Annotated in this window: 18 protein-coding genes; 3 read left to right on the top strand and 15 right to left on the bottom strand. The window is 64.4% G+C overall.

Translation table 11 applies throughout. The annotated features are described in order from the left end of the window. Nucleotides 1-156: 156 nt before the first annotated feature. The 15 genes from JHD80_RS05305 to JHD80_RS05235 form a co-directional block, all read right to left on the bottom strand. A complete protein-coding gene (locus JHD80_RS05305) occupies nt 157-906 on the bottom strand; it encodes a response regulator transcription factor (RefSeq protein ID WP_199085335.1) in 750 nt (249 codons plus the stop codon). 558 nt (nt 907-1,464) lie between these two features. After that, nucleotides 1,465-2,496 carry a glycosyltransferase family 2 protein gene (locus tag JHD80_RS05300; RefSeq protein WP_199085334.1) on the bottom strand — a complete coding sequence of 344 codons (1,032 nt, stop codon included), beginning with the start codon at nt 2,494-2,496 and terminating at the stop codon, nt 1,465-1,467. Between the two features lie 20 nt (nt 2,497-2,516). Next, nucleotides 2,517-3,953, bottom strand: coding sequence for a polysaccharide pyruvyl transferase family protein (locus JHD80_RS05295; RefSeq protein WP_199085333.1), 1,437 nt, complete (start codon nt 3,951-3,953; stop codon nt 2,517-2,519). Further along, nucleotides 3,950-5,290 (bottom strand): protoporphyrinogen/coproporphyrinogen oxidase, encoded by a 1,341-nt coding sequence (locus tag JHD80_RS05290; RefSeq protein ID WP_199085332.1) that lies wholly within the window; start codon nt 5,288-5,290, stop codon nt 3,950-3,952. The genes JHD80_RS05295 and JHD80_RS05290 overlap by 4 nt, the downstream gene beginning before the upstream one ends. Before the next feature lie 37 nt (nt 5,291-5,327). Next, complete coding sequence (rfbG, locus tag JHD80_RS05285; RefSeq protein WP_199085331.1) at nt 5,328-6,482, bottom strand: CDP-glucose 4,6-dehydratase; 1,155 nt, start codon at nt 6,480-6,482, stop codon at nt 5,328-5,330. 42 nt (nt 6,483-6,524) lie between these two features. After that, nucleotides 6,525-7,853, bottom strand: coding sequence for an NAD(P)H-dependent oxidoreductase (locus JHD80_RS05280; RefSeq protein ID WP_199085330.1), 1,329 nt, complete (start codon nt 7,851-7,853; stop codon nt 6,525-6,527). Nucleotides 7,854-7,878: 25 nt separating this feature from the next. After that, nucleotides 7,879-8,451: a dTDP-4-dehydrorhamnose 3,5-epimerase gene (rfbC, locus tag JHD80_RS05275; protein WP_199085329.1), complete on the bottom strand. Its 573-nt coding sequence runs from the start codon at nt 8,449-8,451 to the stop codon at nt 7,879-7,881. 169 nt (nt 8,452-8,620) lie between these two features. Further along, a complete protein-coding gene (locus JHD80_RS05270; RefSeq protein ID WP_199085328.1) occupies nt 8,621-10,081 on the bottom strand; it encodes a lipopolysaccharide biosynthesis protein in 1,461 nt (486 codons plus the stop codon). 19 nt (nt 10,082-10,100) lie between these two features. After that, entirely contained in the window at nt 10,101-10,754 is a 654-nt protein-coding gene (locus JHD80_RS05265) for a PIG-L deacetylase family protein (protein ID WP_199085327.1), read from the bottom strand. Between the two features lie 2 nt (nt 10,755-10,756). After that, nucleotides 10,757-11,599, bottom strand: coding sequence for a glycosyltransferase family protein (locus JHD80_RS05260; protein WP_199085326.1), 843 nt, complete (start codon nt 11,597-11,599; stop codon nt 10,757-10,759). Between the two features lie 51 nt (nt 11,600-11,650). Next, entirely contained in the window at nt 11,651-13,486 is a 1,836-nt protein-coding gene (locus JHD80_RS05255; protein WP_199085325.1) for a Wzz/FepE/Etk N-terminal domain-containing protein, read from the bottom strand. Between the two features lie 37 nt (nt 13,487-13,523). After that, nucleotides 13,524-14,912: an O-antigen ligase family protein gene (locus JHD80_RS05250; RefSeq protein WP_199085324.1), complete on the bottom strand. Its 1,389-nt coding sequence runs from the start codon at nt 14,910-14,912 to the stop codon at nt 13,524-13,526. Then, a complete protein-coding gene (locus tag JHD80_RS05245) occupies nt 14,909-15,922 on the bottom strand; it encodes a glycosyltransferase family 2 protein (RefSeq protein WP_199085323.1) in 1,014 nt (337 codons plus the stop codon). The genes JHD80_RS05250 and JHD80_RS05245 overlap by 4 nt, the downstream gene beginning before the upstream one ends. Nucleotides 15,923-15,953: 31 nt before the next feature. Next, nucleotides 15,954-17,228, bottom strand: coding sequence for a glycosyltransferase (locus tag JHD80_RS05240; RefSeq protein WP_199085322.1), 1,275 nt, complete (start codon nt 17,226-17,228; stop codon nt 15,954-15,956). 15 nt (nt 17,229-17,243) lie between these two features. Beyond that, complete coding sequence (locus JHD80_RS05235; protein WP_199085321.1) at nt 17,244-18,698, bottom strand: exopolysaccharide biosynthesis polyprenyl glycosylphosphotransferase; 1,455 nt, start codon at nt 18,696-18,698, stop codon at nt 17,244-17,246. A 395-nt stretch (nt 18,699-19,093) separates the two neighbouring features. Between JHD80_RS05235 and JHD80_RS05230 the strand changes: the two genes are divergently transcribed. From JHD80_RS05230 to JHD80_RS05220, 3 genes are all read left to right on the top strand, one after another. Further along, nucleotides 19,094-19,897 (top strand): WecB/TagA/CpsF family glycosyltransferase, encoded by an 804-nt coding sequence (locus tag JHD80_RS05230; RefSeq protein WP_199085320.1) that lies wholly within the window; start codon nt 19,094-19,096, stop codon nt 19,895-19,897. A 177-nt stretch (nt 19,898-20,074) separates the two neighbouring features. After that, nucleotides 20,075-21,265 carry a glycosyltransferase family 2 protein gene (locus tag JHD80_RS05225; protein WP_199085319.1) on the top strand — a complete coding sequence of 397 codons (1,191 nt, stop codon included), beginning with the start codon at nt 20,075-20,077 and terminating at the stop codon, nt 21,263-21,265. A gap of 49 nt (nt 21,266-21,314) precedes the next feature. Beyond that, a complete protein-coding gene (locus JHD80_RS05220; RefSeq protein WP_199085318.1) occupies nt 21,315-22,319 on the top strand; it encodes a hypothetical protein in 1,005 nt (334 codons plus the stop codon). Nucleotides 22,320-22,404: the final 85 nt, after the last annotated feature.

Genomic DNA, 22,404 nt, shown 5'->3' with positions numbered 1-22,404 from the left:
GGCAGCCGTGCTTGTGAGGATGTGGGCCGGGAATAGATGCGTTGTGCACGAGCCGGCGACAGCTCGCGGCCCAAAATGCCGGGGATCGGGAGAGCCGCGAGCGTCGCGGAAGGCGGTTCGGCCCGATATCCCAGAGAAATTCGCTCGAAAAATGCTCTAGGCGTTTTCCGGCTTCGCGGCTTCGAGCAGAGTATTGCTGTTGGCCGGCTGCAGCAGCAGCGCGTTGTTCATGCCCCAGATCGCGGCCTGGGTTCGGTTCTGGACACGGATCTTGCGCAGGATGGCTTTGACATGAGCTTTCACCGTGGCTTCGGTGATGCCGATCTTGCGCGCGATGGATTTGTTGGAATTGCCGTCGATCAGGCAGAGCAGGATGGCGGTTTCGCGCGGGGACAGAAGCGGAGCAGCGGTGCCGTCGGAAGATGCGCACGCGACCCTTTCATCCTCCTGCGAAAAGGTGGAGTCATCCTTGGGACGGCGCAGCTTGGCGGGCGGTGGGGACAGCGGGAATGCCGGCGGGAAGATCGCCTCGCCCAGCATGAGCAACTCGACCGACTTGACGAAGGCATCGCAGGAAACGGCATTGACGAGATAGCCGATAGCGCCGGCCTTGAAGGCAGCGGCCGGTTCGCCCAGGCCGTAATGTTCGGCGACGACGGCGACCTGGACATCGGGATATTGCGCCTTCAGGGCTTCGATTTCGCCGATGACCTGGGTGAAATCGTCGCCGGCATGCACGATGAGGACCAGAAGCTTCTGAGGTATGGGCTTCGACTTCAATTGTTCGATCGTCGAGATCGATGACAGTATACGGAAGCCCCTATCTTGCAGAACCCTGGAGATACCCTCCTTCGTCAGAGAGTATTTGCCCAGAATCGCAATTCCAAAGCCTCTGTTTTCCTTCATGGAACTCTCCCGAAACGCAGGTTAGGCGCCGTCCCCCTCCTTATCCCTAGCCAGACACGCCGATCCTGGCGTTTGGCGGATCGACCGAAACGGAAGATCCTGCCGAAGTCCCTCTTCGCCGCGGGCCAGCGCGAAAAGCTGCTGGCCCGGCCACGGCCTTCAATGCTGAAGGGTGGGACGTGCGAGTTGGCTTTGCCCGGTCGATCGCATCATGCGCGCCGGAAACTCGCCTGTTCGTCACATGCACGCGGTCGTCGGAGGCAGGTTCATCCGCCTTGCGATGCCGCAGATTGTCGAGAACGCCACTGATCACTGAAATGCCCGCAACACAAAACATTCAGGTCGGGATGAACCAGCCGACCTGCCGGCATAAGCGACCCAAAGATTACCTAAAATTGTCCCCGGCGGCAAGTTGGTTAGTAAGTCGTTAATCATCACGGAGGTGTTATCTGGATTACATTTGCGTCGCCTCTCGAACGGGATCGTATGGTGGTCGGTTTGAAACTAAGTAAAACTGCGTCAGGTCACGTTTAATCAGGTTAATTTATGCAGCTCGGCTCAGTTTTCAGGATAGATCGGTATTTTTTTGAGCGTTGAATACGAATGAATGCGGTTAACGATCATTTTAGCCGTTATCTTCGGGTTGAGAGCTAAGTCGACTAATTTTTTGGAGATACCGGTCGCAAGTTTCACGCGATCAAGCTGGTATCCCAGATCCTGCAATCGAGTGATGTGATAATTCCAGAATGTCTTGTCCTTGAGTTTGAAGGCGCTGACCGAGAGGTAGTCATAATATTGATCAAGCAATTCTTCGATTCTTTCCTTTTTTTCAATCCGGGAAAGATAGAAATCTCCGTATTTCTGGCAGTCGCTTATCTCTGCGGAGACATAGGCGTTTGTTTGGAGCGATAAAGTTGTCGCGCGATTGTGATGAATGCGTTCGTGTGCCAGGATTTGGTGCACAAATCCGAAGTCTGAGTGCCTGAGATGCTGAAGGCAGGCGCTGATATCCGCTTCCTGCGTGGCGTTGGGGAAGAATTCAGGGTTCTCCCGTATCAGGTCCGCCCGGTAAAGAACCGATGTCGGATTGCCCAAAACGCGCTGCATGCCGAGCAGATGGGCGCGGCAGATATCATGACCCGCGACGATGGACTGCGAATAGGGCAGGCCGACATTGCGGACATACCAGATATCGTTCCCGCCGCTCAGCTGATAGGCGCCTATGATGCCCGCCGATGGATAGGTTTCCGCAAGGCCGACCATTTTTTCGAGGCATTCGGGGTAGATCCAGTCATCGGCCGAGACGACCTTGCAGTATTTGCTGTCCGCGGACATGAGCCCGAACGCCTTGTTGTGGTTGGCGATGATCGGCAGCAGCCTGTCATTGCTGAAGACGCGGACTCTGCTGTCGCGCCGGCTGTATTCCTCGGCGATGTCCAGTGTCGCATCGGTGCTGGCATTGTTGAGGATGATGTATTCGAAGTTCTGGTGGGTCTGTGCCAGGACGCTGTCGATGCATTCGCGGAGAAATTTTTCTCCGTTGTAGGCGGGTGTCACCACGCTCACCAACGGCTTGCTGCTCTGGTCCATGTGCCCACCGCCTTTTTGGGTTATCTCGGTTTCTTGGCGTAGATTCCGACGTTCTCCAGAAACAATTCGTCGAATTGCTCCGTCAGTTGTGCCTGGAAACGCGCGACATTCGCCGCGATGCCTGCCTTTATGGCGTCGGCGTCGGCCAGCAGCCTGTCGGCCCTGGCCGTCAGATCCTCCGCGTCGCATTGGGAAATATCGACGCAGTAGTCGGACAGTCCGAGCTCCGCCATGAGGTCGGTGACCTTCGGGTGGGGCGAAAGGGCGATGGCCGGCACGTTCATCAGTGAGGCGAACACCACCCCGTGGAAGCGGCAGGTCACGTAGCAATCCAGGCCGGACAGGGCGGAAAGCAGGCCGTCGATCTCGGCGATCGTCTCCCGCGTGACCTGGCTGGGCGCCAGTTCCGGGCAGGCCTCCCGGATGGCGGCATCGAGATCCGCGATCGCCTGGGCGTCGAACCAGATATCGCTGCTGAAGAGCTTGACGCGATAGCCGCGTTCGATCATCCGGCAGGAGAATTGGGCGAGGTTGTCGATCAGATGGCGATAGCCCGGGCCATCGTCGAGCCAATGCCGTTTCGGATCGCCATAAGCCATCGGCGCAAGGCCGATCACGCGCTCCGTGGACCTGTCGCGCGATGGCGTCCCGGCATGCTCCGGCAATCGCAGGTTCCAGACCGCGTCGGCGACGACGGTCGTCTTGCCGCTGAAGCCGACCTTCCGCAGCAATTCGCCCGAGGCACTGTCGCGAAGGGACACGTAATCGGCGAGATTGAGCGTGCGCCGGACGAACCAGCGGCTCAAAGGTGCGTCCAGCGGGCCTGCGCCGCTGTTCAGGAAGACGCATTTGACGTTGGCGCATTTGGCAAGAAGCACCCACTTGAACAGCGTATAGGGAAAAGCCCAGGGGCCGCCCCAGTCGAGGAGCTGCCCTCCGCCGCTGATGATCATCAGGTCGAGCTCGCAGAGGATGAGGAGCGAGCGGATGAGGAACGGGATTTCGCGCAGAATCTGGGCCGGCCGTGTGATCAGGTTTTCCCGCAGGACCTTTGCGACGCGAAACAGCGGTCCCAACTTCTTGAAGGACCGCTTCAACTTGTCCCTGAAGCTGGGCTGACCGGAGGCGCCTGCCTCCAGGGACCACGCCTCCTGGAACGGATAGACCGTCTGGCGCATCGCCACGCTCGGAATGCCGTGGCGGCGCTCGGTGTCCTGCGGGTCCATCGACAGGCCGAGGACGGAGACGCCTGGCCACCGGCGCCTGATATTGTCGAGCACCGAGGCGATCGAGCCCTCGTCGCCCAGGTTGCCTGTGCCGCAATGCGCGAGCAGGGCGATGCGGCTGGGTTTGGCGCGCGCGGCGCCGGTCGTTTCGGCGCCGCTCTCCGGCCGCGCCGACCAGGGCTGGCCGGCCGGCTTGACGGTGCCGACATCGATGCTGACTCTCTCGCTCATGCCGGCTGCGCCTGGCGCCGGGCCGAGGAAGCCCCGAGCCGCGAGAGCGCGGCCCCTGCTGCGGCCTCGCCGCTCCTGAAGCTTTCGTCCGTCCACATGTACCCCCAATCGCCGTATCGCCCGCAATAGGAGATCCCGAGATCGTCGAGATAGCCGTGCACCGTCGCGAGCGCCGCCGCGCGATCGAGGTCGAAGATGATGTTGGCGTAGCGGAGATACATCGCATTGCTGCAGAGGATCTGGTCGCTGTCGCGCAGCAAGCCGCAGCGGCGGAGATCGTTGACGACGGGCTTGATCCAGTCGGTCGGCTTCCCCGTGAACGGCTTGTACTTGTCCGAGAAATAGACCTCGGCCTGGATGCTTCCCGTGCCCTTCGGGGCATTGTTGGGCGAGAGCATGTGCGGGAAGCCCAGGCGCGTGAAGCAGATGTCCTCGTCGTAGAAATACGACATATGCGCCGGGGAAATATCCTCGCGGTCGATGCCGATATTGACGAGTACGCAGGAGGAGCAGGCGAGCTTGCGTGCGGCTTCCTGCACGTCGCGCGGCGTGCCCGCGATCATCGGGATGAGGTCGGGCAGCGGCACGGACGAGATCAACGTGTCGTAGCTGGTGATCGTGCCGTTGGCGAACGTGAGCAAGCGCGCCCGCGGATCGACCGAGACCAGCTCGTGGTTCAGCCGGATATCGCCGAGCGGCACGAAATTCCTGAGATAGGAGACGAAGCCGCCCTGCTGCGGATAGCGGAAATGCGTGATGTAGTGGATGTTCGGCGACGAGGCCGAAATCGCGCCGCGCAGGACTTCCTCGAGCGTCGGACGATAGATCCGCGGGCCCAGCCAGTCCGTGCTCATGTTCTCGGCCGAGGTGAGGTGATACTTGCGCGTGTACTGCTTCGGAAAGAGTTCGGCGAAGGTCGGGCCGAAGCTGGCGATCAGCCAGTCGTTGTAGTTCCTGATCGGTCCTTCCGGCTTTTGCCGCTCCTCGACGAAATCGGCGATGACCTTGACGACCACATCCTCGGGCAAGCCGTGCAGGTGCAGTTGCACGGGATGCTGCGGCCAGTAGCCCCGCCAGTAGTTGTTCAGGTTGATCTGGATGGTTTCGTAGAGCTGGCCGACGCTCTCGGCGAACAGATCCTGGATGCGCTCGTCCTTGGTGAACGAGATATGCGGCCCGATATCGAAGACGAAGCCGGGCTCGTGGCGAAACGACATCGTATGGCCGCCGTAATGCGGGTTCTTGTCGTACATCACCGGGGTGATGCCTTCCGCCCGCAGGCGATGGGCGGCCCCGAAGCCCGCCATTCCAGTTCCCAGCACAACAGCGTTAGGCATGGGCGTGTCTCCCTTGAGCCGATGATCGGCTTTTGGATCAACCGTCGGCGGCTGTGAGCAGAGGTGCCGCAGCGGCCCGCATCCGCCGCGTCGCCAGCGCACAGGTCTCGGCGTCGTCCTGCAGAAGATATTCGTAGCGTTCGATCTGCCGGCGGGTGAGCGACTGCAGATCCTTTCCGGCCTGGAAGGCCTCGTACCATTCGACGATCCAGAGCAGGCTCTGGTCGAGCTGGAGAACCGGGTGCCAGTTCAGGAGCGCCCGCGCCTTGGACGTGTCGAGGCGCAGCAACTGCGCTTCCGCCGGGTGCGTCGCGCCGTCCTGCGCCCAGGAGGCGCCTTCGCCCCAGGACGTCACGAGCTTGTCGGCGATCCAGGAGACCGGCTTGGCATCCCCTTCCGACGGCCCGAAGTTCCAGCCCGATGCGAAGCCGGCGCCGTCCTCCGCCAGCCTCTCGCACAGCAGCAGATAGCCGTGGAGCGGCATCAGGACGAATTGCCAGGGGCGGATCGACCGGGGGCTGCGGATGCGGCAGGGGCGACGGTCCATGAAGGCCCGGATCAGGTCGGGAATGAGCTGGTTGGCCGTCCAGTCGCCGCCGCCGATGGCATTCCCCGCCCGGGCGCTCGCCACCGCTACGCCGTGCCGGGACAGCGTCTCCGGCGGAAAGAAAGAGTCGCGATAGGCATTGGTCACCAGCTCCGAGCAGCCCTTGGAGTTGGAATAGGGATCGTGGCCACCCATCGGGTCGCTCTCGCGATAGCCCCAGACCCATTCGCGGTTCTCGTAGCATTTGTCGCTGGTGACGTTGACCACGACGCAGGGGCGCTCGAGGCGGCGTATCGCCTCCATCAGGTGGACCGTGCCCATGACGTTGGTCGCATAGGTGTCGACCGGATCGTCGTAGCTGGCGCGGACGACCGACTGGGCGGCCATATGGATCACGACATCGGGCTTGCAGGCCGCCATCGCCGATTGCAGATGCGCGAGGTCACGCACGTCGCCATGGATCGAGCGGACGCATTCGCCCACCTTGGCCTGCTCGAAGAGGCTCGGCTCCGACGGCGGCGCGAGCGCGAAGCCCGTGACATCGGCGCCCAGCGCATCCAGCCAGAGCGAGAGCCAAGCGCCCTTGAAACCGGTGTGCCCGGTGACGAAAACCTTGCGGCCTTCCCAGAAAGAACGGTTCAGCATGGCTGAGGAACTCCATGTCGACGAAATGGCCGGGCGCTCATGTCAGGACGCCGCTTCGGCGAGGACCCGTGCCGGCGCGGCCTTCGCGTCCCGCAGCGGCCAGCGTGCCTGCTGCTCGCGCCAGAGGGCGTCCGCCCGGCGCCCGGCCGGCAGCACGACGTCGGCGAAGGAGACGACCTCGTCTTTGCGCTTGTCGCAGCGCAGGACGCAGTCCTCGGACAGGCCGATCGGCAGCGCGTCGGCGGCGCGCGCATCCGCGGCATTCTCGATCAGGCCGTAGGCCGTGAACCCGCCGATGCCGTCGAGGCTCTCGCCGGCCTTGAGGTCGCGCTTCGCCACGGTGACGACCTCGCAGACGGGGCCGTCGAGTGGCGCGACCGTCGGGTCGTGCTGGATCACGGCGCGGGCGATCGTCGAGGCGATCTGCAGATGCGGCAGGTGGAACGGCGTATACAAGACGTAGAACGGCCCGTCGCCCAGCTTGTAATAGGCGAGCTGCGCCTGCTTTAGCGGATCCTCCTCGTGGATGACGACGAAGGCTCCGGTATGGGGCGCAGCCCCCAGGGCGTAGTCGACCAGCCCCGTCTCGAGCATCGCCTGGGCCGGCAGGCGCCCCGCGATCTCCCGGACATCGCCGCAGGCCGGTCCATGCATGCCGCGGCGGCCCGCACGGAAGCCCGTCGCATTGGCAAGCACCGTCGTTTCCATCGACAGCTTCGTGGCATCGGCGAAGGAAGTGACCTTGCGCGGATCCTGGTCGTTCTTCTCGGCGAAGGCGCGCTGCGTCTCGGGATTGCGGTAATAGTCGACCATGCCCTTGATGTTGCCGGCCGCGACCGGCCTGAGGCCGAGCGTCCTGAGATAGCGCAGCAAAGTCATCGCCACGCCAGGCTCGTCGCCGTCGGTATTGGTCAGGACGACGCCGGCCTCGCGGGCCTTCTCGTTCAGAATCGGGCCGATCAGGGAATCGAGCTCGGCATTGACCATCACGACATGCTTGCGATGCTCGATCGCGTCGAGCACCACGGCCGCGCCCGCCTCGACCGTGCCGGTGACCTCAAGGATGATGTCGATCGCCTCGCAGGCGGTGAGCACGCTGGCGTCGTCCGTCAGGACGGGCACGCCGCGGGCGATGGCGCTCTCGGCCTCACGCGCCGACGAGACCCGGCTCCAGCCGTGGATCTTGGCTTCGCGGAAGGCGCGCTCGGCGTTGCCGAGCGTCCGGTTGGCGATCGCGACCAGACGCATGCCCGGCACCGGCGTGCCGAGCTGAAGCGCGATGGCGCGTCCGGTGGCGCCGGCGCCGACCATGCCGACGCGGATCTGCCGCCCCGCGGCCTCGTAGTCCCGCAACACCATGTCCAGAGCCATGTCCCGTTCCCTTTCGATGATGCCGTCAGGCCGACAGACGCTGCTTCGGCGCAGCGGCGCCGGAGAAGAGGGGCTGCGTCAGCGGCCAGTTGCGGTCCTGTTCGGAGATTTCGGCGGCGGGAAGCGGCCAGGCGATATCGAAGGCCGGGTCGTCGAAGCGCACGCCCTTTGCCGCCGCCGGCGCATAGAAGGCCGAGGTCATGTAGTGCATCTCGGTATCCGGCTCGAGTGTCTGGTATCCGTGTGCGCAACCCTCGGGCAGATAGAGCATGCGGCCGTTCTCATCGCTCAGCTTGACGCCATGCCAGGCGCCGTAGCTCGGCGAGTCCGGCCTGAGATCGAGGACGACGTCGAAGATGGCGCCGCGGGTGCAGCGCACCAGCTTCGCTTCGCTGGCGGTCGCATCCTGGAAATGCATGCCGCGGATCGTGCCGCGCTTCGTGCTGAAGCCCATATTCGCCTGCAGGGGCGTGAAGGCCATGCCGTGCTCTGCGAATTCCCGGAGGCACCAGGCCCGCATGAAGCGGCCGCGCGCATCGGTATGCGGAGCGGGCTCGATGACCATCGCACCGCAAACATTGGTCTCGTCGAAATGCATGCCCCAGCCCTCGCATTCAGGCGTCTCACTTGAATAATGTCCGCCACGGCGCCGGTGTTCCGGTGCAGAAGCTGCATCGTTTCAAGGATTTGGCCGGGCAGAAGAAGCGCGCGTGCGGCGCAGCACGGAATCGGCGAGGCGTGTTTGAAGAGGGACGCCCGCGGGCGCGTCACGCGGTCTGGTCGGCGCCTGCCTTGGCGGCGCGGAAGAGGTCGAGATACAGCCCCTTCTCGCCCGCGATGAGCAGCAGGGCCAGGACATAGGTCGCGCCGAACGATCCGACATCTAGGATGAGGCGCAGCACCGGCAACATCGTCGGCGGACACAGACTATGGACGCCGAAGCCGATCGCTCCCGCCGCCGCGCAGGCCGCCAGAGGATGCGCCAGCACCAAGAGGACGTCACGAACCCGTACCCCCGTGCCGTGCAGCGCCCAGACGGAGATCGGGATCAGCTTGAGCACCATGACCGAGGAATAGGCCAAGGCGACGCCGTGCGGCCCGTAGGGAAGCCCGATGAGCACGCCGGTGATCATGAACGAGGCGGAGAACAGGCCGATATAGACGCAGCGCCTGATCAGGCCGAGCGCGTTGAGCAGCCAGCCGAGCGGATTGGAGATCGCGAAGACCAGGATGGTCGGAGCGAATGTCCGGAAGATTTCGGTGGCGCTCGTCCATTTCGGCCCCAGGACCACGGCGACGATATCATCCGCGAAGAGCCCGCAGATGACGGCCAGGGGCAGCGTCAAGGTCACTGTCAGCGAATAGCCCTTCAGGAAATAGCGCCGCAGGCGATCGAGATCCTCCCGGGTCCGCGACAGCGCCGCGAAGGCGACTTCGCCGATCGTCATGTTGAGATTGTCGGTCGGGAAGCTGATCAGGAAGAAGGCGCGGGTGTAGAGGCCGGTTGCTTCCGTTCCCCAGAAGCGGCCAAGCAGAAGCTTGTCGATATTGACCGTGATATAGGCGAGGAAGCCGGTCAGCGTCATGCCGCCGCCGAAGCGCAGCATCGAGCTCAGACCCGGCATGATCCGCGGCCGACCGGGAATCCAGCCGGTCGTGAGCCAAAGGCCGATCGTGATGGCCAGCGGCACGCTGACATTCATCGAGACGATCGCCCAGTAGCTGTAGCCGAACTCGGCCAGCGCCACCGAGGCGAGCACGGCGAACACCATGGCGCTGATGTCGATCGCGGCCGAAGTGCCGAAGGCCATGCGCCTCTGGAGCAGCACGCCATGCTGCACGCCCGCGGCGGTGAAGACGAAGGTGAAGGAGATGACGGCCATGATCGGTATCAGGCGCGGCTCGCCGTAGAAGGCGGCGACCATGGGCGCGGCGATGATGGCGAGCGTCGTCATCGCGGCGCCGATCATCAGGTTCAGCCAGAACAGCGACGAGGATTCGTCTTCGCTCAGAACGTCGCGCTGGACGGCGGCCTGAAACAGCCCGAAGCAGCCGAACATGTTGAGCACGCCCGTGAAGGCCGTGACCATCGCGACGAGCCCGTAGTCGTTGGGCGTGAGCAGGCGGCTCATGATCATGAGGGCCACGATCCGGATGGCGAAGCCGGCTCCGCGCGAGCTGACATTGATCAGCCCGGCGCGGACGGTCTTGCTCTTCAGGTCCTGCATGTCGTTCTCGATCGCCGGTTCAGAGCATCAGCTTGCGGGCGTAGAAGGCCTCCGCGTAGCCGCTGGGTGCGTTGCATTCCATTCCGCGCAACCGCATCAGCGCCATGAAGGTGGTGCGGTCGAACCAGTGCTTGTTGCCCTGCGACTTGAAGGTATCGAGGATGAGGTCGACCTTCTTTTCGCAGGTGTCGTCCGAGAGCGCGTTGAAGACGCTGGGCTGCCCGAGATCGCCGTCATATTTCGGGATCTCGTATTCCAGGATCAGGTGGCTGCGGAAGGTGTTCCAGGTCAGCTCGGCGATCAGCCGGTGGTCCTGGTGGGAGTCGTGGCGGTTATGGGTGAAGATGATGTCCGGAGACACCTCCCGCTTGATCTCCTCGAAGACGTTCTTGATCTCGGCCCCGTCGAACGGCATGTAGCCGTCCCGGAACTCCTTCAGCACCACGCGCTTCATGCGGGCGGGGTCGACGAATTGCCGGGCCCCGCTCGCCGCTTCCTCCGCGCGGATCCCGCTCGCGCTGAAGACCACCCAGTGAAACACGGCGTCCGGATGGTCCTCCGCGATCTGCAGCACCGTGCCGCCACAGCCGATCTCGATATCGTCGGAGTGGCAGCCCAGGCACAATATCTGCAGCGGCGCAGCGCCGGCGCGCTCGGGTCTCAGGCGCAGCATGGTCAGGCCACCTGGTTGATCGTGGGGGAGACCGACGTCGCCATCGCCATAGCAGGATGGGCGATGTTGGCGCAGTCCTTCCAGACCTTCCAGGGCGGATTGGTGTCGTGGAGCTCCTCGAGGCGCTGCTTGTCCTTGAACGTGTCCATGCACTGCCAGAAGCCGGTGCATTTATGCGCCAGCAGGGACTGGCGCGCGATCAGCCGCGCGAACGGCTCCCGCACCAGCTCGTCGCCCGGATTGATGTAGTCGAAGATCGCGTGCCGGAAGACGAAGAAGCCGCCATTGATCCAGATGTCGGACTGGGCGAGCGCCGCGACCTCGGCGACCTTGCCGTCCGGTGTCATCCTGACCATGTCGAAGCTCGCCGTCGGCTGCACCAGCAGAAGCGAGCCGACGGCATCGCTCTGCTTGAGCTCGTCGATCATCGTCGGCAGATGCAGGTCGCTGAGCCCGTCACCGTAATTCGCCAGGAAGTATTCCTCGCCCTGCAGATAGGGCTCGACCGCCTTGAGCCGCTCGCCGATCGTCGCATGCAGGCCGGTCTCGACGAAGGTGATCGTCCAGTCGTCGCTGTCCCGGTTGATGAAATCGATCTTCCGGCCGCCGCGCGACCAGACGAAGTCGTTCGAGATCGACTCGTCGTATTTCAGGAAATAATCCTTTATCGCGCCGCCCTTGTGGCCGAGGCAGAGGATGAAGTCCTTGTGGCCGAAATGGGCATAGTACTTCATCAGGTGCCAGAGGATGGGGCGGGACCCGATCTGCACCATCGGCTTCGGAACGTCGTCGACATAGCCCCGCAGCCGCATGCCCATGCCGCCGCAGAAGAGTACGACCTTCATGACAGCCTCCTTCCCAAATTGCCCGCAGGCAAGGACCAGAAACGATTGATCTCAGGTTTTCACGGTCCGAATAGTTCGGCTTCCGTGGCGTTTGATGGTGTTTTCATCGGCCATGTTCAGAACTGTGCCGATGAACTTGGACCTGGCCTGACCCGAAGACTGGAAGGCCTGCCGGATCAGCTCGGATTCGGTCGCACCCCATTTCACGACGAGCAGCAGGCCATCCAGTGACGGCGCGGCAGCCCGGACCTGCGGGCTTTCGACCAGCGACGGCATGTCGATGATCGCCACGTCGTAGGAGGCTTCGGCGGCGCGCAGGATCTCTTCCAGCCAGCCGCGCCGCATCAGGCGGGATTCTCCGCCGAATTGCGCCGCCAGCGGCAGGACATGCAGCCCTGCCTGGACCGCGACGGCATCACCGAGCGTCACGCTTTCCGGATGCGCGCCCGGCCGCAGCGGAGCGCGCGAGAGATTGGCCGCCCATCGCGAGAGCGAAGGATCTTCCGGCACGGCATCGATGAGCAGGACGCGCATCTTCGCCGCGGCCATCGCCATCGCCAGGCCGATGGCGAGCGTCGAGGCGCCTTCGCCCGGCAAGGTCGAGGTCACGCCGATCGTGCGCAGACCACCCGAGGAAACGTCCTGGACCATCGCCGCGGCCCGGCGCAGGAGCGGCGCTTCCGCCGCGAGCAGACGCCGCGCCGCGATGTCCTCGCTCCCTGCCAGGACATTCGGCAGGGCCGGCACGAGGCCCAGGCACTCCAGCCCGAGCACATATTCCATCTGGTCGGGGCTGCGGACCGTATCGTCGACCACGTCGAGCAGGATCGCGATGGCGCTGGCCACGACCAGGCCGATCAGGGCCGCGGCGGCGAGGAGCATGGCGGCCGGCGGCCCGTCTGCCTTGATCGGCGGCTCGGCCTCGGCGACCACCTGCGCGCTCGGGCCGAGATTCTGATAGATCTCGCGTAGCGACGGCGCCTTGGACGAGGCCGCCTCGGATGCCCGGCCGCGCTCCTGCAGGTAGATCCGGATCACAGTGTTGACGATTCGGGCGGCCTTCTCGGGGTTCGAGGCCTTGAAGCTCACCGTGACAATGTGGCTCGTTCCGACCTGGCGAATGCTGAGCCTGTTGTTGAGGACCACCAGCGCTGCGCGGTGAGCGGCGTTGCTCTGGGAGGCAGTCGCGGCGACGCCCTCTTGCGGCGTGTCGGCGGAACGGCGTTGCCCGGCGAATTCGGGATCGTCGGTGAGCTTCATGGCGTCGACGACCTTGGCCAGTACATTGCCGGAGTGAAGCAGCTCGATCTGGTTCTGCACCATCGGAAGATCGGCGCGGCCCGGCAGGATTGCCTGGTCGGGGCCTGTCAGAACCTGCCGGATATAGATCAGCAACTGGCTCGACGCGGTGTAGGTCGTCGGACGCACGGTGACATAGACCGCGGCGAGCACCAGGCATGAGATGGCGCCGACAGCCAGCAGCCACCAGCGGTTCCGGAGGCTGCGGAAACCAAAGGACGGCCGCGGCCGCACGTTGATCCGGTTTTCGAGGCTTTCGGCGTCGGGGATGACCCGCGGATGGCTGATGGTGTCCAGCATGTCTTCCAACCAAAAGGGCTCCGTGTCCGGCGCCCGGTTCAGCTCGAAAGACTTGGGGGTAAGGGGAGATATCCCGGCGGAGCGATAGCCTCCCGGTGAGACCGGGATCGTCGACGCCCGCCTTCCCCCCACCCGGCGCCCTCCGCCTGCAGTGGCATTCACAAGGAAAACGCCGGGTCCTCCGGCGTCGTTCCTGCGGCTGGTGCTTGAATGAGGGGAAGGGGTCGGCTTCCGGCTTGAACGGGGGCGATCACGGGGTGGCAGGCTCGCAGCGCGAGCTACGCGCATTCGCGGGGGCCGTGCGATCGAGCGGGTTCTCCGTCGATCAGTCTGCGCGGTGCAGGGGGATCGCGGCCTTGGTGCGCAGCCCGGACGGCCTCTCGCCCGGCGCGGCGAAGGCGAGGCGGTCGCCCTGATGCAGCCAGGCGCAGATCGTGCCCATGACGAACCAGAAATACCAGTTGAACGCCAAGTAGAAATGCATGTTGTCCGAATAGGACTCGAGCATGTAGCTCAGCAGGATACACAGCATGATCAGCATGCCGGGCGGATCGCGCCGCAGCCCCCGCGCCAGGCGCCAGGCCACCGAGCCGAGCAGCCAGACGAGCGACAGGGCGCCCAGGAGCCCCAGCTCGAAGCTCATCTGCAGATAGAAGCTATGGGCGTCCATCCCCTCGGGGCCCACCAGCGGGAAGAAGCTCGGCGTCGAGCGCTTGAACGAGTCGAGGCCATGGCCCAGCAGCGGCTGGTCCAGCACCTGCGGGATGGCGGATTCCCACAGCACCTGCCGCCAGACATAGGAGTTCAGCCGCGTGCTCTCGTTGAGCTGCGAGAAGCTGTCGATCTCCGTCGCGGCCGTGACATCCGTCAGCCGGTCCATCAGGCTCGGGTTCGCGATGAAAAGCACCGGGATCAGGAGCAGGCCTGCGAGAAAACGGCGGTCGATCCTGACGGCGTAGATCAGGAACATCACCCCGCAGGCCCCCCAGGCGCTGCGCGTCTTGGTGAGCAGCAGGAACAGCATCAGCAGCGGGATGTAGAGCGTCACCAGCATGCGGATGCGGGGGGAGACGCTGACGATCCGCGAGGATCGGACATAGAGCCCAAGCCCCAGCAGCAGCACGAGATAGAACGCGTAGATGTTCGGATGCGAGAAGGTGCTCTGCAGCCGGAATTCCCCGAAATCGGACAGCCCGCGGGCGATATCGACGAAGGCATAGAGCGTGGGCGGGATCGACGAGGCGATCGCCACGAGGATCAGCCGGGTCACGTCGAGCGAGGAGCGCAGGATGAAGAACGGGATCGCGAAGAAGGCCCAGTAGGTCAGGAGGGAGAAGGCGAGCCGCCCCGCCGACTGGAAATCCGGGGCATAGAGCGTCGAGCCGAAGGCGATCAGCAGGAACGGCCCCCAAATGCCGATGACCGGAAAGGAAGCCTTCACCGGCGCCTGCAGGACAAGGATGCCGGCGATCGCGATCGCGAGCGCATTGAAGACGGCCCCCAGGCCCATTGCGTCGGCACCGCCTCCCAGCATGCCGAAGACCGGGTCGGACGAGGCGCGGACGAGCAGGATGGCGAAGATGATGGCCCGCAGCAGATTCCCGATCGCCGCGATATTGGCCGCCCGCACGGATGTCGTCGGCCAGGGTTGAGCGGCCCCCTGTCGAAACTCGCCGCCATGGATCGGGTCGAGGGAGCCGAGTGCTGGTTTCATGCTTCCAGTTCCCTGGCTTGGCCTGCGGGACGGCCGTATGGCCTGTCGGCCTGGCTCATGCCGCGGATCGGCGATAGCCAGGCCTCGGCCTCCTCGCGCCAGGCGCCGGGCACGGCAGCGGACGCGCGGGCCTGGCCGATCCGGTCCGTCATACGCGGCGCGATCAGGGCGGCAGCCACCCGGGGCAGCTCGCGCCACCGGCCGTGCCTGAGCGCCAGCGCGGCGAACAGGGAGGCAGCCCGCCAGCGCGCGCCGCTGCGCAGGAGCTGCTTGGCGAGGTAGCGTTCATGTCCCGCCGCGTCGGAGCGGACGCCATGGGCCCTGGCCAGTGCCGCGTAGCGCTCGGCGATGATCCGGCGTCCCATGCGCATCGGGGCAACGTCGAGGGAGAGGGACTGCCGGCCGAGGCGATAGGCGACCAGCGGTCGGTCGACTGCCGCCACGGGCGATCTCTGCGCCAGCCTGATCCAGAGATCCCAATCCTCGGAGCCGCGCAAGCCGGGATCGAAGCCCCCGGCATCCCTGACAAGGTCGCGCTCGACGATCACCGACGAGGTCGCCGGAATGCGGTTGCTCGTCAGCAGGCCCGCCAGCAGGTCGCCGCCCGTCGCATGGTGATGCCCGATGATCTGGAGATCCTCGTTCACCACGGCGACGCCGGTGCAGGCCCATCGTGCGGCGTCGGCGCGCATGGCGGCGAGCTGGACGGAGAGCTTGTCCGGCGCCCAGAGATCGTCGTCGTCGCAGAAGGCGATCCAGCGCCCGCTGGCCCGAGCGATGCCGGCATTGCGCGCCTCCGAGATGAAGCGCGGCTCGGCATGATGCACGACCGTGATCCGCGCATCCGCGCCGGCGAAGCGGTCGAGCCAGGGGCCGGTCCCGTCGGTGCAGCCGTCGTCGACCACGATGAGCTCGATCGCGACATCCTGCTGGCGCAGGATCGAACGGATCGTCTGCGGCAGGATTCGCACGCGATTATGCGTGGGAACGACGACGGAGACATCGATCATTCGGGCTTCCCCCGCTCGCGTCGCGATAAGCTCATCCCTTCACCAGGTCCGAGCGCCTGAACTGGAGCACGATCGGTTCGGCGAGATCGACGGCGGCCGCTTCCTCCCGCTGCTCCGCCCTGAACAGCGCGGCCAGCTCCCGGCCCTGGCGGGCGACGTCGTGCCGTTCCAGCACATGGCCTCGGCCCGACCGCCCCATGGCCTGGATCACGGTGTCGGGCGCGTCGAGGCATTGCTTCATCGCCTCGGCGAGCCGCTCGGCGCTTCCCGCGGGAACGAGCCAGCCGCAATCCCGGTCCACCAGCTCCGGGATACCGCCGACATGGGTCGCGATGACCGGCCGGCCGAGAGCCATGGCTTCCATCAGGACGATGGGCACGCCTTCGATGAAGCTCGACAGGACGAGCGCGCGCGCCCCGCGGATGGCGGTCCGGACATCGGCATTGCTCCTCGCGCCTGCCAGCTCGACATGTTGCGCGAGGCCGAGCTCCTGGATGGCCCGTTCGATCTGCGGTCGCATGGGACCGTCCCCGATCACGGTCATCTCGAAAGGCACACCCTCCCGCACGAGGATCGCGAGCGCCTGGAGCAGGACGAGATGGCCTTTCTCGCTGCTGAGCCGGGCGACGATCACGAACCGGGATTTCGGCACGACCGTCGGCAGCGGCGTGTCCAGGAAAGCGGCATCGAGCCCACAGCGCAGGAGCAGGAGCTTCCCCCACTCCTCGATGGGGATCCAGCGGCGCATCTGGCTGCCGGTATAGGAGCTGACGACGGGGACGAAGGCCGCATGCTTCACCTTGGCGGGCAGGCCGAGATATTCGGGCCTGTCGAACTCGTCGGAGCCATGCACGGTGAAGCTGTAGGGGACGCCGGTCAGGATGTGGCAGAGCATGGCGACTTCCGCGCCGTTCATCGCGAAATGCGAATGGATATGCTGGGCCTTCTCCTCGATGACCCACTGCGCCAGGACGAGCGCTTCCGCGAGATAGATCAGGTGGAACGGTGCCGGCCGGCTCGTGCGCCGCATCATCTTGATGGCCGCCCATGTCGCCTTGGCCAGGGTCGACGGGCTGCGCATCATGGCCGTCGCAAGGGCCACGACGAACTTCGCCTTGCTGCCCTCCATGATGAAGCGCGTCCGGGCCTTCTCGCGGATATCGTCCGGATCGACCAGCTTGCGGTCGTTGCCGCGCACCGACACGCGCACCACCGAGATGCCATTCCGCTCCAGCTCGGCGATCTCGCGCCGGATGAAGGTGTGCGAGACAGTCGGATACTCGGAGACGAAGTAGCAGACGCGCATCGGGCTTTCCCTTCCTCAATAGGCGTTAAGGCGTGCGCGCTTCGAGACGACGGTCTTGACCAGGATCTTGAGGTCGAAAAAGAACGACCAGTTGTCGACGTAGTAGAGATCGTGCTCGATCCGCTTCTGCATCTTCTCGAAGGTGTCGGTCTCGCCGCGCAGCCCGTTGACCTGCGCCCATCCGGTGATGCCTGGCCTGACATTGTGCCGCCGGAACATCCGCGTGATCTGATCGGCATACATGTGGTTATGCGCGATGGCGTGCGGCCGCGGGCCCACGAGCGACATCTCGCCTCTGAGCACGTTCAGGAGCTGCGGCAGCTCGTCGATATTGGTCCGCCGCAGCACGCGCCCGACGCGGGTGACGCGCGGGTCGTTCCGGACGGCCTGGCTGAAGCCTTCCCGGGCATCCTCGAGGCAGCTCATGCTGCGGAACTTCAGGACCGGGATCGGCTCGTTGTTGAAGCCGAGCCGCATCTGCTTGAAGAGCACCGGCCCGGCGGAATCGAGCTTGATCAGGATCGCGACCATGAGCAGGAACGGCCACAGGATCATCAGCAGCGCCGCAGCCGCGACGATGTCGAAGGCCCGCTTCAGGAACCGGTCCCGCTGGCAGCACGGTCCGCAGAACAGTTCGAGGACGCGCAGGTCGCCATAGCTGCCGACCCGGCTACTCCTCATGAGGGCGGTCAGCCCGACCGGCAGGAGCTGAATCCGGACGGGAAGCTCCGAAAGCGCCTCCACGGTGTTCGTGACGATCTGCATGCTGTCGGAGCCGAACACGATCAGCACCGCGTCGATCGGCAGGGAGCGGCATTCGTTCCGGATCGCTGAAAGTTGTACCTCCAAGGAGGCACTCCCACTGGTGCGGCTTCGCATTGAAGGGAGTTCGAACCAGCGCAGGATGCGCTCGTGCCGCGCCGCCAGACCTGCGCGGATGCTCGCAGCGCCGGGCGCGCCGGGCATGGCCAGCACGACCAAGTTGCCGCAGCGCCATTGCCCGTGCCTGCGGACGCGGTCGATCACCACCCACAGCGTTGCCCTGGTCGTGACCTGGCCCAGCAGGGTCGCCAGCAATTGGGCGAGGAACGTGCCGCGGGAATAATCGTCGAGATTGTCGGTCAGGTAGCCGGCGGCCAATAACATGACGAATGACAGGCCAAGCGCTGCGCAGCCGCGCGAACAGCCGTGCCGGTTCCACTCGGGACCAAGCAGATCGTACTGATTGTCGACGAAGCAGAAAACGAAATACAGCGCGGCCAACCCAATGGAGGCGAGCGCGTAGTCGATCTTGAAAAACAGAACCCCATAGATGGCGGCCGAATAGGCAAGAAACGCGAGAAACGCGCAGGCAGCGATCACGCTGAACTCAAGAGTGGCCACAACCACGGTCCAGAGGAGCTGGCTGCCATGGTTTGAGGCTGCTGTGGAGCGATATTGCTCCTGATGAGGGATTGCATTGAGTGACATTGCGTTGCCCGAAAGGCGGGAATACCTCCAGTTTAAACGCCATTAGACATATCGAGTTCTGCGCTTTCAAAAGCGTTGCTTCATTTTCCTCGAAAACGCGACGTTTAGCCGACCTGGAGCGTTAAAAGCGCAACCAGTTGCGCTTTTTGCTCGCTCGATGCCTCCAGAAATGCCGCTTCCGTTATCTTAGTATCGCGGGATTTCTATGTAAAACATAAGTATATAAAAGTATATATCGAAATTAATCCAATAAATGGAGTCATTAGCGCAACGAATCAATAATTCAGAGGTGTAAAATGGGGATCATAAAACTACATTCGGGAAGTGTATTCGGCTTCAGGCCTCGCCAGGGGGCTCGCAGCGTCAGGCTGACGGATTATTCGATCTCAAGGCCAATGTTCGGCCTGCAGTTCAGTTGCGAGTCCATCGATGATATCGCTCGCGAGATTTGCAGCTCTCTCGTCCCCAAAGGGGCTGGCATCCGGTTGCTGACGACGCTGAATCTCGATCACGTCGTGAATTTGCGACGGAATCCCGATTTCAGGGACGCATATCGCAGTTCGTGGAAGACGACGATCGATGGCATGCCGATCCTGGTCTACGCAAAGCTGCGCAAGATCGGCGTCAAGGCGCGCGTCACGGGTGCGGATCTCTTTCCGCTGATTTTCAACAATCTCAGGCCTGGAATCCACAGGCCCTTCTTCGTCGCGTCGAGCGAGACGGTCGCGAACATCCTGCGCGATCGTTTGCTGGCGGCTGGTTTCGACGAGACGCAGATCGGCATCTGCGTGCCGGAATTCGGTTTCGAGAACGATCCCGTCGCCAGTCAGGCCTTGGCAAACCGGATCACGACGCTGGATGCAACGCATATCTTCTTCGGGGTCGGGGCTCCCAAGTCCGAAATCTGGATCGACCACCACCGGTCCGTGCTCGGAGATGCCTATGGGCTGGCCGTGGGGGCCGCCCTCGATTTTCATGCCGGCACGCTGCGTCGGGCTCCCGTCTGGATGCAGGCAGCGGGGCTTGAGTGGTTTTGGCGTTTTGCGCAGCAGCCGAAGCGCTTATTCCGTCGCTACTTCATCGATTCCTGGCAGGTTTTCGGCGCCATTGCGAAGGACCTGCAGAGCGGCGGCATAACGTTTCCGGGAAAGGACGTGCAACGTCCGCGATGGCCGATGGGCGATCATCTCCCGGGATGAGATCACGCGACCACAAGGCGCCTGAAAGCGCCCGCGAAGACATGGTCGCTGGCGGCCGTTCGCGTCCGATCAGGCGGAAGGCGCCCGTCCGCGAACCGGCGGGCGGCTTCGTCCGTTAGGTCTTCAGGCGGCGAAGGCGGGACGTCGCGGTGTACGACCACGCAGAGGGCGATCATCATGGCCGTCATCGTCGATGCAATTGACCTTGCCCTGCTTGCGCTCGGGGTTCTCACGGCGATCCCGGTCGCCTTCCTCGCCTTGCAGATCGGGGCGGCGCTCCTGCCTGCGCGCCGGTTCGCATCGGAAAGCTTTGCTACCTGCCCGCGCTTCACGGTCGTGATGCCCGCCCATGACGAGGAGGCGGTCATCTCACGCACCATCGCTTCGCTCATGTCCCGCATGCCGCCGACAGGGCGCCTGCTGGTCGTGGCCGACAATTGCACCGACGATACCGCGCAGATTGCCGCGAGTGCCGGCGTCGGCGTCACCATCCGTCGCGATCCCGCGCGCACGGGAAAGGGCTATGCGCTGGATCACGGCATCCGCTCCCTGACATCCGATCCGCCGCAGGTCGTCATCGTCATCGATGCCGATTGCGAGGTCGCGCCGGGGACGCTCGAGCTTCTGGCGAAACGCTGTGCTGCAACGGGCCGCCCCATGCAGGCGCGCTATGTGATGCTGGCGCCGCCATCCCCGAGCCCGGCCGACAAGGTTTCGCGGCTCGCATGGACCGTGAAGACCTTCGTGAGGCCGCTGGGCTCCACGCGCCTGGGGTGGCCATGCCAGTTGATGGGGACCGGCATGGCTCTGCCCTACGATCTCGCCCGCAAGCTGGATCTCGCGACCGGCCACCTCACGGAGGATCAGAAGATCAGCGCGGAGCTCGTGCTGGGGCATCGGTCGCCGCAGTTCTGCCCCGATGCATTGGTCGTCAGCCAATTCCCCGAGGCCGAGGCCGGAAAGCGCCAGCAGCGCACGCGATGGGAACATGGGCACCTGGCGATCATCGGCGAATTCCTCCTTCCCATGATTAGAGAGGCGATCGCGCGGCGCAGCCTGCGCCTCCTGGCGTTCACACTCGACTTGTGCATTCCGCCGCTGGCGCTGCTGGCGATATCGCTGATGCTGATGGAAGGCGCGAGCCTCGCGTGGTTCGGCGCGACGAGGTCTGCCGGTCCGCTTGCCGTCTCCTCGATTGCGCTGGCCGGCTTCGTCGCGACGATCGGCGCCGCATGGTGGCGTTTCGGCCGGGAGATCATGTCCTGGCGCGAGCTGGCGGCGGGCCCGGGCTATTGCCTGTCCAAGATTCCGTCCTTCATCCGCTTCTTCGTGCACCGCCAGGTCGGCTGGGTCCGGACGGAGCGATGAGCATGACGCGCGAGACCCGTCGCAGCCACCCTTGCTGGAAAATCGCGCGATGAGGTCGCCTCGCCCGCAACCCGGCCTCCGTGCCTCCATCATCGTGGCCCGGCTCCGGCTTGCCCTGTGCCTCGCCCTTTTCGCTGCCTTGGGATGGGCGTCGTCCGCTGCCGCGCAGCAGCCACAGACGGTGAAGGACGATCCGCCGGGGCGCGGCTTCGCCCTCGGCAAGCGGCCATTCGCCGCGACCTCCTCCTGGAATACGCCGATCCGTGCGGGCGCGATTTTTCGCAAGGTCGGCTGGCCGCCGAGCGCTCGTTTCGGTGTCGCCTGGAGCAGCTACTCTCCGGCTGTCTACATCGCCTCCGCTTCCGATCCGGTCGTGGCCATCGATTATCCGCCGAGCTGGGGCCTTCCGGCCGGCACCGTCAGGGTGCGCCTTCCCGCCGGTGTCGACGGGGCGTCGGGAACCGATGGGGAACTGCTGGTGATCGACGGGGACACCGTCCATAACTTCTGGCAGTTCCGGCGGACGGGCCCAGAGGCGGCCACGGCGCAATCCTATGCCGCGACGAATGTCGCAACAGGTACCGGCTGGGGGCGTAGGTCGCCCTTTCTCGGCGCCGGCATCGTGGCAGCGGGATCGAGCCAGCTCGCCGGCCTGCTGGTTCAGGCGGAGACGGATCAAGGCGAGATCGGGCATGCGCTGCAGCTCGTCATCGACTGGAACTATGCGAAGCCGGGGCATATCGGTGAAGCCATCAGCGGTGATGGACCGAACCCGAAAGGATTGCTCCAGGAAGGTCAGCGCCTGGCCATCCCCGCCACGGCCGGAATGCCGGACGGGCTGTCGCCGCTGGGGCAGAAGGTCTTCCGTGCCTATCAGCGCTATGGCGCTTTCGTCATCGACGTCGCGGGAGGCGTCACCAATCTGCGAGCCCAGGCCAACGCCTATGATCAGTCGACGATCACGGCGCTGGATCGGGATCTCGTCCGGATTTCGCCGCTGCTTCAGCGCGTCGGATATCCCGGGCAAAAGACGCCTGCGACGGCGTCACGGTAGGAGCGGCACGGTTGTTCGCGGTCGAGACAATTCCAAATCCGCTGCCCCCGTTGGAGGCCGGACCGGGCAAGTTGCCCTCGACGCG

The sequence above is a fragment of the Allobosea sp. ASV33 genome (assembly GCF_016428755.1).
Lineage (GTDB): Bacteria > Pseudomonadota > Alphaproteobacteria > Rhizobiales > Beijerinckiaceae > Allobosea.
Note: the sequence above shows the minus strand (reverse complement) of the source record. Positions and strands in the feature narration are given on the sequence as shown.

Bases quoted from the DNA above. Each gene is read 5' to 3' on its own strand.
- JHD80_RS05305 (WP_199085335.1), bottom strand. From the start codon at position 906: ATGAAGGAAAACAGAGGCTTTGGAATTGCGATTCTGGGCAAATACTCT.
- JHD80_RS05300 (WP_199085334.1), bottom strand. From the start codon at position 2,496: ATGGACCAGAGCAGCAAGCCGTTGGTGAGCGTGGTGACACCCGCCTAC.
- JHD80_RS05295 (WP_199085333.1), bottom strand. From the start codon at position 3,953: ATGAGCGAGAGAGTCAGCATCGATGTCGGCACCGTCAAGCCGGCCGGC.
- JHD80_RS05290 (WP_199085332.1), bottom strand. From the start codon at position 5,290: ATGCCTAACGCTGTTGTGCTGGGAACTGGAATGGCGGGCTTCGGGGCC.
- rfbG (WP_199085331.1), bottom strand. From the start codon at position 6,482: ATGCTGAACCGTTCTTTCTGGGAAGGCCGCAAGGTTTTCGTCACCGGG.
- JHD80_RS05280 (WP_199085330.1), bottom strand. From the start codon at position 7,853: ATGGCTCTGGACATGGTGTTGCGGGACTACGAGGCCGCGGGGCGGCAG.
- rfbC (WP_199085329.1), bottom strand. From the start codon at position 8,451: ATGCATTTCGACGAGACCAATGTTTGCGGTGCGATGGTCATCGAGCCC.
- JHD80_RS05270 (WP_199085328.1), bottom strand. From the start codon at position 10,081: ATGCAGGACCTGAAGAGCAAGACCGTCCGCGCCGGGCTGATCAATGTC.
- JHD80_RS05265 (WP_199085327.1), bottom strand. From the start codon at position 10,754: ATGCTGCGCCTGAGACCCGAGCGCGCCGGCGCTGCGCCGCTGCAGATA.
- JHD80_RS05260 (WP_199085326.1), bottom strand. From the start codon at position 11,599: ATGAAGGTCGTACTCTTCTGCGGCGGCATGGGCATGCGGCTGCGGGGC.
- JHD80_RS05255 (WP_199085325.1), bottom strand. From the start codon at position 13,486: ATGCGCGTAGCTCGCGCTGCGAGCCTGCCACCCCGTGATCGCCCCCGT.
- JHD80_RS05250 (WP_199085324.1), bottom strand. From the start codon at position 14,912: ATGAAACCAGCACTCGGCTCCCTCGACCCGATCCATGGCGGCGAGTTT.
- JHD80_RS05245 (WP_199085323.1), bottom strand. From the start codon at position 15,922: ATGATCGATGTCTCCGTCGTCGTTCCCACGCATAATCGCGTGCGAATC.
- JHD80_RS05240 (WP_199085322.1), bottom strand. From the start codon at position 17,228: ATGCGCGTCTGCTACTTCGTCTCCGAGTATCCGACTGTCTCGCACACC.
- JHD80_RS05235 (WP_199085321.1), bottom strand. From the start codon at position 18,698: ATGTCACTCAATGCAATCCCTCATCAGGAGCAATATCGCTCCACAGCA.
- JHD80_RS05230 (WP_199085320.1), top strand. From the start codon at position 19,094: ATGTTCGGCCTGCAGTTCAGTTGCGAGTCCATCGATGATATCGCTCGC.
- JHD80_RS05225 (WP_199085319.1), top strand. From the start codon at position 20,075: ATGGCCGTCATCGTCGATGCAATTGACCTTGCCCTGCTTGCGCTCGGG.
- JHD80_RS05220 (WP_199085318.1), top strand. From the start codon at position 21,315: ATGAGGTCGCCTCGCCCGCAACCCGGCCTCCGTGCCTCCATCATCGTG.